Source organism: Bradyrhizobium sp. USDA 4506 (assembly GCF_054058795.1).
The window spans coordinates 8095753-8109887 of the sequence record NZ_JBSSBM010000002.1 but is presented as its reverse complement, the minus strand read 5'-3'; the positions used below and the strand labels follow the sequence as shown (position 1 = coordinate 8109887).

Genomic DNA, 14135 nt, shown 5'->3' with positions numbered 1-14135 from the left:
ACCGCAACCAGAAAAGTCAGGGATGGGCGACATGACGATGCGCGGCACGCTGCTGGCAGCCCTTCTCCTGTTTCTCGCGCCCGTCACGGCTTTCGCCCAGGATTTCCCGACCAAGCCGATCCGGCTGATCGTGCCGTTCCCGCCCGGCGGGCCGAACGACATCATCGCACGGGTGATCGGGCAGAAGATCTCGGAGCTCGCAAGGCAACCCGTCATCGTCGACAACCGCGCGGGCCAGGGCGGCGTGCTCGGCACCGACGCGGTCGCGAAGGCGGCGCCCGACGGCTACACGGTGGCGATCGCGAGCGCCGGCGCGCTGGCGATCAGCCCGAGCATGGAGAGGGTCGCCTACGACACGCTGAAGGATCTCGCACCGGTGACGCTGGTCGCGACGGTGCCGGAGATGCTGGTGGTCGCCGCCAACGTGCCGGCGAAGAACATGAACGAACTGGTCGCGCTCGCCAGGGCGCAGCCGGGCAAGCTCAACTTCGCCTCCTCCGGCCCCGGCAGCCTGCCGCATCTCGCCTGCGAATTGTTCAAGCTGACGGCCAAGATCGACATCGTGCACGTGCCCTATCGCGGCGCCGCGCCCGCGGTGAACGACCTGTTGGGTCAGCAGGTGCAGATGACCTTCCTCGACCTGCCGGTGATCCTGCCGCAGATCAAGGCGGGCACGCTGCGGCCGATCGCGCTCGGTGGGCGCGAACGCGCGCCGACCGCAGCCGACGTGCCGACCACCGCCGAGGCCGGCATGCCGGACCTGATCATCGAGAACTGGTACGGCATGGTCGCGCCCGCACGCACGCCGCCCGCGATCCTCGCCCGGCTGAACCAGCTCGCCACCGCGGCGATGGCCGATCCGATCGTCAAGCAGAAGCTCGCCGAGCAGGGTCTGACGCTGGCCGGCGACACGCCGGAGCATTTCCGCGACTTCATCGCCGCCGACATCAGGAAATGGGCGAAGGTGATCCAGGACGCCGGCGTGGTGACGACGAAATGAGCCAGCCGTCAGCGCTGCGCTTCGGCGCGCAGGTACTCCACGAGCTGCTTGGCCGCGCGCGGCAGCGCCTTGAAGCTGCGCGCGCAGATCGTCAGCCGGCGGTTGGCCCAGGCGTCGCGGATCCTTATCGTCGTGATCGGCATCGACGCCGCGCAGCGCCGCGCCGCGGTCTCCGGGATCACGGCGATGCCGACATCGGCGGCGACCATCTGGCAGATCGCGTCGAAGCCGCGCAGACGGGCGCGGAAGCGCAGCCGTGCGCCGAGCTTTGCGGCGTGCCGCGAGATATGGACCTGCAGCGCCGACGTTGCCGTGAGGCCGACGAAATCGCGGCCGACCACCTCCTGGAAGTCGATCTGGCGGCGGCCGCCGAGATCGCTGCGTCGCGACGCTACCAGCATCAAGCGGTCCTCGCTGAACAGGAAGCGCTCGACGCTGTCGGGCAGCGCGTGTTCCGCGGCGAAGCCGAGATCGGCGGCGCCGCTGGCGATCGCGGTCGCGATATCGGTGCTCTCACGCTCCTCGACGTCGACGCTGATATCGGGATGCTCGTGCAGGAAGGCCGCGAGCGCCCGCGGCAGATGCTCCGACAGGCCCGAGGTGTTGGCGAGCAACAGCACGTTGGCGCGTACACCGCTGGCATAGGCGGCGAGATCGCTTTGCAGCGCCTCGACGTTGTGAATCACGATGCGGGCATGGCCGAGCAGGCTCTCGCCCGCCGCCGTCAGTTCGACACCGCGGCGGCCGCGCTTGAGCAGTGCGACGCCGAGCGCCTCCTCGAGGCCCTTGATCCGCTCGCTGGCGGAAGCCAGCGCAAGATTCGCGCGCGCCGCGCCCTGCGTGATGCTGCGCGCATCGGCAACCGCGATGAACAATTGCAAGTCGATCAGGTCGAACCGCATGACGTTTCCCCGCCCCATACCTTCGGGTCACCCGAAGGCTAACTCCGTAACCTCCAGATTGTGCCGATCGGCTCGATCGGTCAATGTGCCGCCATGGTCGACCATCTCCTGATCTTCATCGCTTTCGCCTTCCTGCTCGCCGGCTTCGTCAAGGGCACGCTCGGCCTCGGCCTGCCGACGGTCGCGATGGGGCTGCTCGCAACCACGATGGCGCCGGGCCAGGCGATCGCGATCGTGATCGTGCCGGCGATCGTCACCAATATCTGGCAGACCTTCGTCGGCCCCTATCTGCGCGACATCCTCAAGCGGCTGTGGCCGCTGATGCTCGGCACCGTGGCCGGGATCTGGATCAATGCCGGGCTGCTGACCGGGCCATACGCGGCCTACGGCACCGTCGTGCTGGGCGTGCTGCTGGTGATCTACGCGATCGTCGGCCTGAGCCGGTTCAGCTTCAAGGTCGCGCGGCGCGACGAGAAATGGATCGGCGGCATCGTCGGCGTCATCACCGGGCTGATCTCGGCGGCGACCGGCGTTCAGGTCATCCCCTCGATGCCGTTCATGCAGGCGATCGGCATGGAGAAGGACGAACTGGTGCAGGCGCTCGGCGTGTTCTTCACGACTGCGACCGTGGCGCTCGCCTTCAACCTCACGGCATCTGGCCTTCTGACGGCAGCCACCGCGCTCCCGGGCGCGGTCGCGATGGCGGCGTCGTTCACCGGCATGTTCATCGGCCAGGCGGTTCGCACACGGATGCACCCCGAGGTGTTCCGCCGCTGGTTCCTGATCTCGATGATCCTGCTCGGCATCTATCTCGCCGGCAGCGCGCTGCTCAAGATCCACGGCTAGAGCGGCAAAGCCAGAGCGCCAAGGCGCGAGCTAGCGCGCCTCCAGCGTCGCGACGCGGACGCCGAGGTAGATGAAGAGCGCGCCGAGCGAGCGGTTGATCCAGGCGATCACGCCGGCCGATTGCCTGATGCGGCCGGCAGCCCGCGCCGCGAAGGCCGCAAGGCCAAGGCACCACAGCGTGCCGCCGGTGATGAAGATCAGCCCGAGCACCAGGAAGGCGAGCGTCTTGTGCGGCGAATCAGCCGCCACGAATTGCGGCAGGAAGGCCAGGAAGAACAGTGCCACCTTGGGGTTGAGGATATTGGTCAGCGCCCCCTGCCAGAACACGCGCGAGATCGAGGTCTCGCCGCCCTGCCCGGCGATCTCGGCGATCGGCTTGGCGCGCGAAAGCAGCATCTGCAGGCCGGTCAGCACCAGATAGGCCGCGCCGACCAGCTTGACGGCCAGGAACGCGGTCGACGAGGCCATCAGCAGCGCCGACAGGCCGATCGCCGCGCCCAGCACATGGACCAGGCAACCGCAACTGATTCCGATCGCCGCAGCGGCTCCGCCGCGCCATCCGAGCTGAATCGTGCGCCCGATGATATAAGCGGTATCCGGCCCCGGTGTGACGTTGAGCAGCAGCCCGGACAGGACAAACAGCCAAAGTTCGTGAATTCCCAGCATGGCAGCGACGTTAACCTATGCAAGTAGCCGTCCGGAAAGGATGATCGGCCAGCCGGCGCCATCCCAGCGACACACGAATTCAGTAGACAAACGACTGTACCATCCGTTCGTCGCGTGCCAATTCTTGCTACTATGCATTATAGGTGCCTGCAAACCGGGCTTCCGCCGGACCCGGCCTGTCTTGTAAGTATCGGATTCGGTCACCTCGGCTAAAGTGGCCATCCCAGGGCACAGGAGACATGGAAAGACGGCTCGCTGCCATTCTTTGCGCTGACATCGCCGGCTATTCCCGCATGATGGGTGCCGACGAGGCGGGGACTCATGCCTCGTTCAAGGCGCACCGCAGCGCGATTTACCCGATCATCCTCAACCATGGCGGCCGAATCGTCAAAAACACCGGCGACGGCTTCCTTCTGGAATTTCCGAGCATCATCGGCGCGATCGAGGCCGCCGTCGCGATGCAGACCCTGATGGCCGAGCGCAACGAACATCTGCCGGCCGACCGCGCCATGCACTTCCGGATGGGCGTCCACATGGGCGACGTCATGGCCGACGAGGACGAGGTGTTCGGCGACGACGTCAACATCGCCGTCCGCCTCGAGACGGTCGCAACGCCCGGCGGCATCGCGGTGTCGGACAAAGCCCGCACCGAAGCGGGACGGCGGCTTGCCGTCACCCTCGTCGACGCCGGCCCGCACCGCTTCAAGAACATCGCCGAGCCGGTCAATGTCTGGACCTGGGCGCCGGCCGGATCCGATGCCCAGGAGCAGGTTCCGGACGACGGCCCGCATCTGCCGGGGCAATACCGGACCGCAATCGTCGGCGTGCTGCCGTTCGACAATCTGAGCGGCGGCGCCGACGAATATTTCTCGGACGGCCTGACCGAGGACCTGATCCATGCGCTGTCGCTGCAATCCTTCTACCGCGTGCTGAGCCGCAACTCGACCTTCGCCTACAAGGGCAAGAACGTCTCGACGCGGCTGATCGCGCGCGAGATCGACGCGACCTATCTGATCCAGGGTTCGGTACGGCGCGCCGGCAACAAGATCCGCGTCTCCGCCGAACTGATTGCGCCCGAGAAGGGCGAGCAGCTGTGGACCGGCCGCTACGACCGCGACATGGGCGACCTGTTCGCGATGCAGGACGAAATCACCGCGAATCTCTCCGCCGCCGTCGCGCAGGAGATCTATCGCGCCGAGGCCTCGGCACCGGCGCGCTCGCCCAACGCCGAGCTGACGGCGTGGGATCGCTTCCTGAAGGGGTTGTCGCACTACTACCAGCAGACCAAGGACGATTGCGAAACCGCGATCGCGCTGTTCAAGGAGGCGATCGAGCTCGACCCCGCGCTGTCGATCGCGCGCGCCTATCTGGCGCTGATCCAGATCCAGAGCATCCAGTTCGGCTGGATTCCGAGCACGCGCGAATTGTGGGCCTCGTCGGTCAGCCTGGCCGAGAGCAGCGTGCGGCTCGACCCGCGCTCCTCGTTCGCGTTTTCGCTGCTGGCCTATCTGCACGCGATGCAGGGCCACTACGAAGCCGCGATGGACGCCATCAAGCGGGCGATCGAGCTCAACCCCTACGACATGGGCGCGCGCGGCGTGCTGGGAATCTGCCACATGGTGATCGGCGACCATCGCAAGGCGGTCGATCTGTTCTCGACGGCGGTCCAGCGCGGCAACAGCGACCCGCGCTACCAATGGGCGGCGCTGAACGCGTTCAGCCATTATCTGCTCGGGCAATATGACGCGTCGCTGTCGTGGTCGCGCGAGGGGCTGTATCTGAACCCGAACCATCTGCAATGCCTTGCGGTGCGCACCGCAGCGCTCGCCCAGCTCGGCCGCGCCGACGAGGCCGCGCAGGCGGCCGAGGCCCTGCTCGCCAACCATCCCGAGCTGACGGTCGAGCGTCACTTGCGCAATTTCCACTGGAAGAACCCGGCCGACATCGCGCATTATCGCGACGGCCTCTTGAAAGCCGGCCTGCCGTTCGGCAAACTCGCTCTGGTTGCATCCACCTCGAAATTCGCCGTCGATTCCTGAGCGAATTCATCCACCGGTAATGGATGCTTTTTAAGCTGAAGCTTTTCAGGATGTGGTTTGATGTCCGATACGGCTGCAAGCGCGGCGCCCGCCCCGCAGATTTCCCCTGACAATCCCTGCCCGTTCCTGCGGGCGCTCGTCGCCGGTAACTATGTCGGCGGCCATATCGTGCCGCTGCCTGAACTGACCGGGACCATCGGGCGCGCAACCGGCAAGACCGGGTTCGAGGGATTCACCGCGCGGGCGAAGATCTTCATGGTGGCGCAGATCGCCAACGGCCTCGGTCCTTTCAGCCAGCTGCGCAGCCTGTTCCAGGGCGCCATTCTCGACGCGTTACGCAACGGCCCGCTCGACAAGCACGGCGCCGGCTCGCGCATCCTCGACCAGCACGCGGTGGTCCATGAGGACGAGATCGCGCGGCTCGCGACCTTCGGCAGCGACCACAAGGCACCCGACGGCAGCGTCGAACGCGGGCTGTCGGCCGCCGAGATCAAGACCTTCATGGCGGCGAACTTCCAGCGCGCCAAGGACGAGCATCCACCGTCCTACGGCATCCTGCACTGCTACTATCCGCTCCTGATGCTAGGCGAGTGGCCGGTGCTGCTCGACATCATGGGCAAGGGCGAAGGCAAGAACCGCTATCTCAGCGTCGCCGAGGTCAGGACGCTGTTCGTGGACAAGCGCTTTCCTGACCGGATCGTCGCGCTGCTACAGCGCTAGATTTTTGTTAGACGCGTTTTCTTCACGCGAACCGCTTTCCCCTTCGCTCGAAAACGCCATGTTTCACTTGAACAGCGGCGTGCCCGGCACGAACGCATCGAACGCCGCCCAGAATTGGCCGCGGTAGCGGTCCTGCTCCTGCAGGATTTCGTGCTTGGAGCCGGCGATCACGAGATGCGAGCCGGCGCGCAAGTGATAGGCGAACTCCTCGATCGCGGCCGTCGACACCACCTCGTCATTGCTCGCCGCCAGCATCAGGATCGGCTGGCGGATTTCCGACGGATACGACATGCCGCGGAAGGTGCGCATCGCGGTGAACGCGGTGTCGGCCCATGCGATCGTCGGCGCCGCGATGCCGAGCGTCGGATCTTCTTCCAGGATCGCCGCGTTGCGGGCATGGCGCACCGGATCGCTGGTGACGGGATTGCCGATGAAGGGCGCGAGGCCGACCAGTTCGTCGCTGCCGCCGGGAACATAGCGGCCGCCCTGCCCGGCCAGCCGCATGATCCGAAGCAGCGCGCTCGGGAAGAACGACACGCGGCGGCGCGGCAGGTCGATCATCGGCGCCGACAGCACCATGCGGTCGAACCAGCGCTTGCCGGCATGCGCGAGGCGCAGCATCACCGCACCGCCCATCGAATGCGCCAACGCGAAATAGGGCGGCGGACAATCCGGCAGCACCACCTGCTGCACGAAGGTCTCGACGTCGACCTCGTAGTCGGCGAAGTCGCGCACATAGCCCTTGCGGGGATCGCGCAGCCGCCGCGACGAGTGGCCCTGCCCGCGCCAGTCGATCATCGCCACCGCAAAGCCACGGTCGCGCAGATCACGCACGGTCTCGAAATATTTTTCGATCATCTCGCCGCGCCCGCCGAACACGCAGACCGTGCCCTTGCGGCCGGGCGGTGGCGCCCAGCGCGCAAAGCGCAGCTCGGCCCCGTCTGGTGTCTTGATGGTGCCACTGACAACGTCGTCCGGAACCGGGTTGGCGGGAATCGAGACGAGCGTCATGAAGGGGACCGGAGTGGTGAGACAGGGTGGAGATCAAGGACGCCGGCGCCGAAAAATGCGACGCGGTTTCCGCCTCTTGAACGCGACGTGACCCCTCCCATATCACCTCCGTGCAGGCCGCTACCAGTGCTTCGGAACCGAAACATCAGGCTGCACACATCTAAGCCCGGCCCGATGGCGGGCGGGTAACTGAAACAGTCGCTCAATGGAGGACTATTCCTATGCGTAGCTACGACCTCACTCCGTTTTATCGTTCCACCGTCGGCTTCGACCGCCTCTTCAACCTGCTCGATCAGGTGACCTCGGACGGCAGCCCCGGCTATCCCCCCTACAACATCGAGCGCACCGGCGAGAATGCTTACCGGATCAGCGTTGCGGTCTCCGGCTTCTCGCAGGCCGAGCTTTCGATCGTCGCGAAGGAGAACACGCTGACGATCAAGGGCGAGAAAACCGCCAACGAGAACTCCGGCAATGGCGCCGAAGTGCTCTATCGCGGCATCGCCTCCCGCGCCTTCGAGCGCATCTTCCAGCTTGCCGACTTCGTCCAGGTGAAGAACGCTTCGCTCGAGAACGGTCTGCTCCACGTCGATCTCGTCCGCGAGATTCCCGAGGCCAAGAAGCCCCGCAGCATTCCGATCGGCGGCGGCGAGAAGGCCCCGCAGGTCGTTGACGGCTCGGCCGGCAAGGTCGCCGCGTGAGCAACAATCCCGCGTCAGCAGATATTGGCTGATCGCGAAAACGCCCCGGGAAACCGGGGCGTTTTTTGTTGCCAGTAACCGCTACTCCAATCCCTGCACCTTGGGCATTGCCTGGGTCGGCAGGATCGCGGGCGCGGGCGCCGGCGGCGGAGCACCCTGACCGACGGTCGGAGCCTCGGCTTGCTGGACGGCTTGCGGCGCAGCCTGGGCCTCAGCCGGCTTCGGGGCTGCGGCCTGCTCGGCCGTCGCGGGTGTGGCTGCCTGAGCAGGCTGCGGCGTGGCCGCCTGCGGGACGGCGGCCTGGGCCGCCGGGGCCGGAGCCTGGGCTGCCGCCGGCGCTTGGGCAGCCGCCGGAGTCTGGGTCGCCGGAACCTGAGCCGCCGGAACCTGGGCCTTGGCCCCCAGCGGGTTCCGCTTCGGCACCGGCATGCGGCTGGCAACATGCGGGATCGGGAGTGGCGGGCGCGGCACCCGGGCCTGGATCGGCCGCGGCATCGGCCCGACGGGACCATCGGTCGCGCTCATTTCCTCTTCGTAATTGTCGCCGAGCCGGGAGGCCGGCGTGAAGCGGATGATGTGCCCGTCACGGGCATCGATCACCAGCCGGCCGTCGTCGCCGCCCTGGTCGATCACCGAGATCGTGTAGACGAACCCGCGCTGCCGGGGCGCGCCAAGTGGCAGATAGCCGTTCTCGCGGAGCACGGTATAGACCTCGACCGGCGGCAACAGGCTCGGGACCCGGCCAAAGCGCGGCGGCGGCGGAACCTCGGGCATGGCGGCATAGGGCCCGTCCATGTCGGATACCCTGACCAGAAGCGGGCTGCCGATCCGGGCGGACGTCGCCAGCTGGGCCTCGGCCGAGGCTGCGCTGAGCGCGAGGGCGGCGGCAGCAACCGAACCTGTGAACAACTTCATCGCCGTAACTCCTGTCTGCCCCGCCCTGGAGCGTTTCCGCTCTCTTGCCGGCTTGCCCGGGGCAAAACTTCAGTTTCAAATTCGGCGGTCCTTGGTCCCTCCTTGGGCCAGATCACGGCGTGTTTGCTTCGAATCGGGGGCGCCTCATGCCCGCCGAGCCGTTCGATCCGAGCATGCGGGCGAGGACTTCCTCGCGCTTGTGTGATAGACAAAAATTTGGCAAGGTCTAAGTTAGGACAGTAAAGCTGTCTCAATTTCGAGGCCATCCCGGCATAGGGATTGCAACGAGACCTCGGCGCCCCGAGCTCCGAGAATGCTGCAGGCAGGGCCGTCCCTCAGGGGACGTTGAAACGCCCGTCGTCTGAATTTAGGAAAATGCGGCTCGCGGCGGACGAGCGGTGGCCCGGTGGGTGCCGCAACGTCCAAGGTGCGCCAAATATGGTGGGGCCCTTACGAAAGGGAGAGGACACATGAGCGGGTCGGAATTCGAGCGCGAAAACATCGTGGCAGGAACGCTGTCGGCGACCGCGGACTCGAAAGCCGCCGAGCCCGCGCGTGAGTTGCATACTTGGCGTCCGGAAGCCGAAGGCCTGTTTGATCCGAGCCTGGAAAAGGATTCCTGCGGCGTCGGCTTCATCGCCAACATCAAGGGCCAGAAGTCGCACCAGATCGTCTCCGACGCGCTGAACATCCTGTGCAACCTCGAGCATCGCGGCGCCGTCGGCGCCGACCCGCGCGCCGGTGACGGCGCCGGCATCCTGGTGCAGATCCCGCACGCCTTCTTCGCGCGCAAGACCGCAGAGCTCGGCTTCAAGCTGCCGCAGCCCGGCGAATACGCCATCGGCGCGCTGTTCATGCCGCGCGATGCCGCGTGGCGGAACGTGATCAAGAGCATCATCGCCGACGAGATCAAGAACGAGGGCTTCAAGCTGCTCGGCTGGCGCGATGTGCCCAGCGACAATTCCTCGCTCGGTGTCACCGTGAAGCCGACCGAGCCCTACCACATGCAGGTCTTCATCGGCCGCAATGGTGCGGCCAAGACCGAGGACGATTTCGAGCGCCACCTCTACATCCTGCGCAAGTCGATCTCGCAGGCGATCTATCAGCGCCGCGACCGCGGCATGGCGGGCTACTATCCGTGCTCGCTGTCGTGCCGCACCGTGATCTACAAGGGCATGTTCCTCGCCGACCAACTCGGCAAGTACTATCCCGACCTGCATGAGGCCGACTTCGACAGCGCGCTGGCGCTGGTGCATCAACGCTTCTCGACCAACACCTTCCCGACCTGGTCGCTGGCGCATCCGTACCGGATGATCGCCCATAACGGCGAGATCAACACGCTGCGCGGCAACGTCAACTGGATGGCGGCTCGGCAGGCGTCCGTGCATTCGGAGCTCTACGGCAAGGACATCAGCCGCCTGTGGCCGATCTCCTATGAAGGCCAGAGCGACACCGCCTGCTTCGACAACGCGCTCGAATTCCTGGTGCAGGGCGGTTACTCGCTGCCACACGCCGTGATGATGATGATTCCGGAAGCCTGGGCCGGCAATCCCCTGATGGATGAGCAGCGCCGCGCCTTCTACGAATATCATGCCGCGCTGATGGAGCCGTGGGACGGCCCGGCCGCGATCGCCTTCACCGACGGCCGCAAGATCGGCGCCACGCTCGATCGCAACGGCCTGCGCCCGGCGCGCTACCTCGTCACCAAGGACGACCGCATCGTGATGGCGTCCGAAATGGGCGTGCTGAAGATTCCGGAGGACCAGATCGTCACCAAGTGGCGGCTGCAGCCCGGCAAGATGCTGCTCGTCGACCTCGAGCAGGGCCGCCTGATTCCCGACGACGAGATCAAGGCCGACCTCGCCAAGAGCCATCCCTACAGCGACTGGCTGCATCGCACCCAGATCCAGCTCGAGGAGCTGCCGGATGCGCCGGCCAAGGGCGTGCGCTCCAACCTGCCGCTGCTCGATCGGCAGCAGGCGTTCGGCTACAGCCAGGAAGACATCGCGATCCTGATGACGCCGATGGCGGCCACCGGCGAGGAAGCCGCCGGCTCGATGGGCAACGACACGCCGATCTCGGCGCTGTCCGACAAGCCGAAGCAGCTGTTCACCTACTTCAAGCAGAACTTCGCGCAGGTGACGAACCCGCCGATCGATCCGATCCGCGAGGAAATCGTCATGAGCCTCGTCTCGATCATCGGGCCGCGGCCGAACCTGTTCGACCTGCAGGGCGTCGCCTCGACCAAGCGCCTCGAGGTGCGGCAGCCGATCCTGACCGACGCGGATCTGGAAAAGATCCGCTCGATCTCCGACGTCGCCGAGACCCACTTCAAGTCGCGCACGCTCGACACCACCTTCCACGCCGGGTTCGGTGCGGCAGGCATGGAGCAGGTGCTCGACGAGCTCTGCGCACGCGCCGAGGGCGCGGTGCGCGAGGGCATCAACATCATCATTCTGTCGGACCGCATGACCGGCACCGACCGGATTCCGATCCCGTCGCTGCTGGCCTGCGCCGCCGTGCATCATCACCTGATCCGCACCGGCCTGCGCACCTCGGTTGGCCTCGTCGTGGAATCCGGTGAGCCGCGCGAGGTGCATCACTTCGCCTGCCTCGCCGGCTACGGCGCCGAAGCGATCAACCCCTATCTCGCGTTCGAAACCATCCTCGCGATGAAGGACCGGCTGCCCACCGCGCTCGACGATTACGAGATCGTCAAGCGCTACATCAAGTCGATCGGCAAGGGCCTGCTCAAGGTGATGTCCAAGATGGGCATCTCGACCTACCAGTCCTATTGCGGCGCGCAGATCTTCGACGCGGTCGGCCTGAAGGCGGACTTCGTCGCCAAGTATTTCGCCGGCACCCACACCCGCATCGAGGGCGTCGGCCTCGGCGAGATCGCCGAGGAGACCGTGCGGCGCCACACCGACGCGTTCGGCGACGGCCAGATCTACAAGAGCGCGCTCGATGTCGGCGGCGAATATGCCTACCGCACTCGCGGCGAGGACCATGCCTGGACCGCGGAATCGGTCTCGACGCTGCAGCATGCCGTGCGTGGCAATTCGCAGGAGCGCTACCGGGCGTTCGCCAAGATCCTCAACGAGCAGTCCGAGCGTCTCTTGACGCTGCGCGGCCTGTTCCGGATCAAGAGCGCCGAGGACGACAAGCGCAAGCCGGTCAAGCTCGAGGACGTCGAGCCGGCCAAGGACATCGTCAAGCGGTTCTCGACCGGCGCGATGTCGTTCGGCTCGATCTCGCGCGAGGCGCACACCACGCTCGCGATCGCGATGAACCGGATCGGCGGCAAGTCGAACACCGGCGAAGGCGGCGAGGAGTCCGACCGCTTCAAGCCGATGCCCAACGGCGACAGCATGCGCTCGGCGATCAAGCAGGTCGCCTCGGGCCGGTTCGGCGTGACGACGGAATACCTCGTCAACTCCGACATGATGCAGATCAAGATGGCGCAGGGCGCCAAGCCCGGCGAAGGCGGCCAGCTGCCCGGCCACAAGGTCGATGCCACGATCGCCCGCGTCCGGCATTCGACGCCGGGCGTCGGCCTGATCTCGCCGCCGCCGCATCACGACATCTACTCGATCGAAGACCTCGCCCAGCTGATCTACGACCTCAAGAACGTCAATCCGGACGGCCAGGTCTCGGTCAAGCTGGTGTCGGAAGTCGGCGTCGGCACGGTTGCCGCAGGCGTCGCCAAGGCGCGCGCCGACCATGTCACGATCGCGGGCTTCGAGGGCGGCACCGGTGCCTCGCCGCTGACCTCGATCAAGCATGCCGGCTCGCCGTGGGAGATCGGTCTTGCCGAGACCCATCAGACGCTGGTGCGCCAGCGGCTGCGCAGCCGCATCGCGGTCCAGGTCGACGGCGGCTTCCGCACCGGCCGTGACGTCGTGATCGGCGCGCTGCTCGGGGCCGACGAGTTCGGCTTCGCCACCGCGCCCCTGATCGCGGCGGGCTGCATCATGATGCGCAAGTGCCACCTCAACACCTGCCCGGTCGGCGTCGCGACCCAGGATCCGGTGCTGCGCAAGCGCTTCACCGGCCAGCCCGAGCACGTCATCAACTACTTCTTCTTCGTCGCCGAGGAAGTCCGCGAGATCATGGCGCAGCTCGGCTACAAGTCGTTCGACGAGATGGTCGGCCAGGTCCAGATGCTGGACCAGACCGCGCTGGTCTCGCACTGGAAGGCCAAGGGCCTCGATTTCTCCAAGCTGTTCGTGCGGCAGAAGGAGGAGAAGGGCCAGACGATCTATCACTCGGAGAGCCAGAACCACCATCTGGAAGCCGTGCTCGACCGCCGGCTGATCGAGAAGGCGCAGGCCGCGCTCGATCGCGGCGCCCCGGTCAAGATCGAGGAAGAGATCAACAACACCGACCGTTCCGCCGGCGCGATGCTGTCGGGCGCGGTGGCCAAGATCTACGGCCATGCCGGCCTTCCGCTCGACACCATCCATGTCGGCCTGAAGGGCACGGCGGGACAGGCGTTCGGCGCCTGGCTCGCCAAGGGCGTCACCTTCGAGCTCGAGGGTGAAGGCAACGACTATGTCGGCAAGGGCCTCTCGGGCGGCTGCATCATCGTCAAGCCGCCGAAGATCTCCGGCATCGTGCCGGAAGAGTCGATCATCGTCGGCAACACCGTGATGTACGGCGCGATCGCGGGCGAGTGCTACTTCCGCGGCATCGCCGGCGAGCGCTTCGCGGTGCGCAACTCCGGCGCGGTCGCGGTCGTCGAGGGCGCCGGCGATCATTGCTGCGAATACATGACCGGCGGCATCGTCGTGGTGCTCGGGAAGACCGGGCGCAACTTCGCGGCCGGCATGTCAGGCGGCATCGCCTATGTGCTGGACGAGGCCGGCGACTTCGACAAGCTGTGCAATCTGTCGATGGTCGAGCTCGAGCCGGTGCTGTCGGAGGAGATGATCAACGCCGACACCTACCACCACTCCGGCGATCTCGAGGCGCATGGCCGGGTCGACGTGTTCCAGAACCTGCTCGACTCCGATGCGGAGCGGCTGCACGTCCTGATCACGCGTCACGCCAAGCTGACCGGCTCGAAGAAGGCGGCGGAGATCCTCGCCGACTGGAAGAGCTGGCTGCCGAAATTCCGCAAGGTGATGCCGGTGGAGTACCGCCGCGCGCTGAAGGAAATGAAGGCAAACGCCGACGCCGAGCCGAAGATCGCGATCGGCGCGTAGGGTTCATCACGCGTCATTCCGGGGCGCGCAAGGCGCGAACCCGGAATCTCGCAAGGCAACTTCAAGATTCCGGGTCCGCGCCTTCGGCGCAGCCCGGAATGACGGAACAACTGAGATGCAGGGGCATCGGG

At 66.2% G+C, this 14135-nt stretch carries 10 protein-coding genes; 6 read left to right on the top strand and 4 right to left on the bottom strand.

Translation table 11 applies throughout. The annotated features are described in order from the left end of the window. The first annotated feature begins 31 nt into the window (after positions 1 to 31). Positions 32 to 1000 carry a tripartite tricarboxylate transporter substrate binding protein gene (locus ACVIHF_RS40345; protein ID WP_456793684.1) on the top strand — a complete coding sequence of 323 codons (969 nt, stop codon included), beginning with the start codon at positions 32 to 34 and terminating at the stop codon, positions 998 to 1000. A gap of 8 nt (positions 1001 to 1008) precedes the next feature. On the opposite strand, the gene ACVIHF_RS40340 is transcribed toward ACVIHF_RS40345, so the two are convergent. Beyond that, the gene (locus ACVIHF_RS40340; RefSeq protein WP_456793683.1) at positions 1009 to 1902 is read right to left on the bottom strand and encodes a LysR family transcriptional regulator; all 894 of its coding nucleotides are present in this window, start codon (positions 1900 to 1902) and stop codon (positions 1009 to 1011) included. A gap of 93 nt (positions 1903 to 1995) precedes the next feature. On the opposite strand from ACVIHF_RS40340, the gene ACVIHF_RS40335 reads away from it, so the two are divergent. Further along, positions 1996 to 2748 carry a sulfite exporter TauE/SafE family protein gene (locus ACVIHF_RS40335; RefSeq protein WP_456793682.1) on the top strand — a complete coding sequence of 251 codons (753 nt, stop codon included), beginning with the start codon at positions 1996 to 1998 and terminating at the stop codon, positions 2746 to 2748. Positions 2749 to 2778: 30 nt separating this feature from the next. On the opposite strand, the gene ACVIHF_RS40330 is transcribed toward ACVIHF_RS40335, so the two are convergent. Continuing rightward, positions 2779 to 3414 (bottom strand): LysE family translocator, encoded by a 636-nt coding sequence (locus ACVIHF_RS40330; RefSeq protein ID WP_253604447.1) that lies wholly within the window; start codon positions 3412 to 3414, stop codon positions 2779 to 2781. Between the two features lie 239 nt (positions 3415 to 3653). On the opposite strand from ACVIHF_RS40330, the gene ACVIHF_RS40325 reads away from it, so the two are divergent. Both ACVIHF_RS40325 and ACVIHF_RS40320 read left to right on the top strand, forming a co-directional pair. After that, positions 3654 to 5453, top strand: a complete 1800-nt coding sequence (locus tag ACVIHF_RS40325; RefSeq protein ID WP_057016253.1) for an adenylate/guanylate cyclase domain-containing protein — start codon at positions 3654 to 3656, stop codon at positions 5451 to 5453. A 60-nt stretch (positions 5454 to 5513) separates the two neighbouring features. Further along, positions 5514 to 6173, top strand: a complete 660-nt coding sequence (locus tag ACVIHF_RS40320; protein WP_310881477.1) for a hypothetical protein — start codon at positions 5514 to 5516, stop codon at positions 6171 to 6173. A 63-nt stretch (positions 6174 to 6236) separates the two neighbouring features. On the opposite strand, the gene ACVIHF_RS40315 is transcribed toward ACVIHF_RS40320, so the two are convergent. Beyond that, complete coding sequence (locus ACVIHF_RS40315; protein WP_016844028.1) at positions 6237 to 7184, bottom strand: alpha/beta fold hydrolase; 948 nt, start codon at positions 7182 to 7184, stop codon at positions 6237 to 6239. Positions 7185 to 7405: 221 nt separating this feature from the next. Between ACVIHF_RS40315 and ACVIHF_RS40310 the strand changes: the two genes are divergently transcribed. Continuing rightward, positions 7406 to 7882 (top strand): Hsp20 family protein, encoded by a 477-nt coding sequence (locus ACVIHF_RS40310; RefSeq protein WP_456793681.1) that lies wholly within the window; start codon positions 7406 to 7408, stop codon positions 7880 to 7882. Between the two features lie 81 nt (positions 7883 to 7963). Here the strand turns inward: ACVIHF_RS40310 and ACVIHF_RS40305 are convergent, their stop codons facing one another. Then, complete coding sequence (locus tag ACVIHF_RS40305) at positions 7964 to 8797, bottom strand: hypothetical protein (RefSeq protein WP_456793680.1); 834 nt, start codon at positions 8795 to 8797, stop codon at positions 7964 to 7966. Between the two features lie 470 nt (positions 8798 to 9267). On the opposite strand from ACVIHF_RS40305, the gene gltB reads away from it, so the two are divergent. Further along, positions 9268 to 14004: a glutamate synthase large subunit gene (gltB, locus tag ACVIHF_RS40300; RefSeq protein ID WP_456793679.1), complete on the top strand. Its 4737-nt coding sequence runs from the start codon at positions 9268 to 9270 to the stop codon at positions 14002 to 14004. The last annotated feature ends 131 nt before the right edge of the window (positions 14005 to 14135 follow it).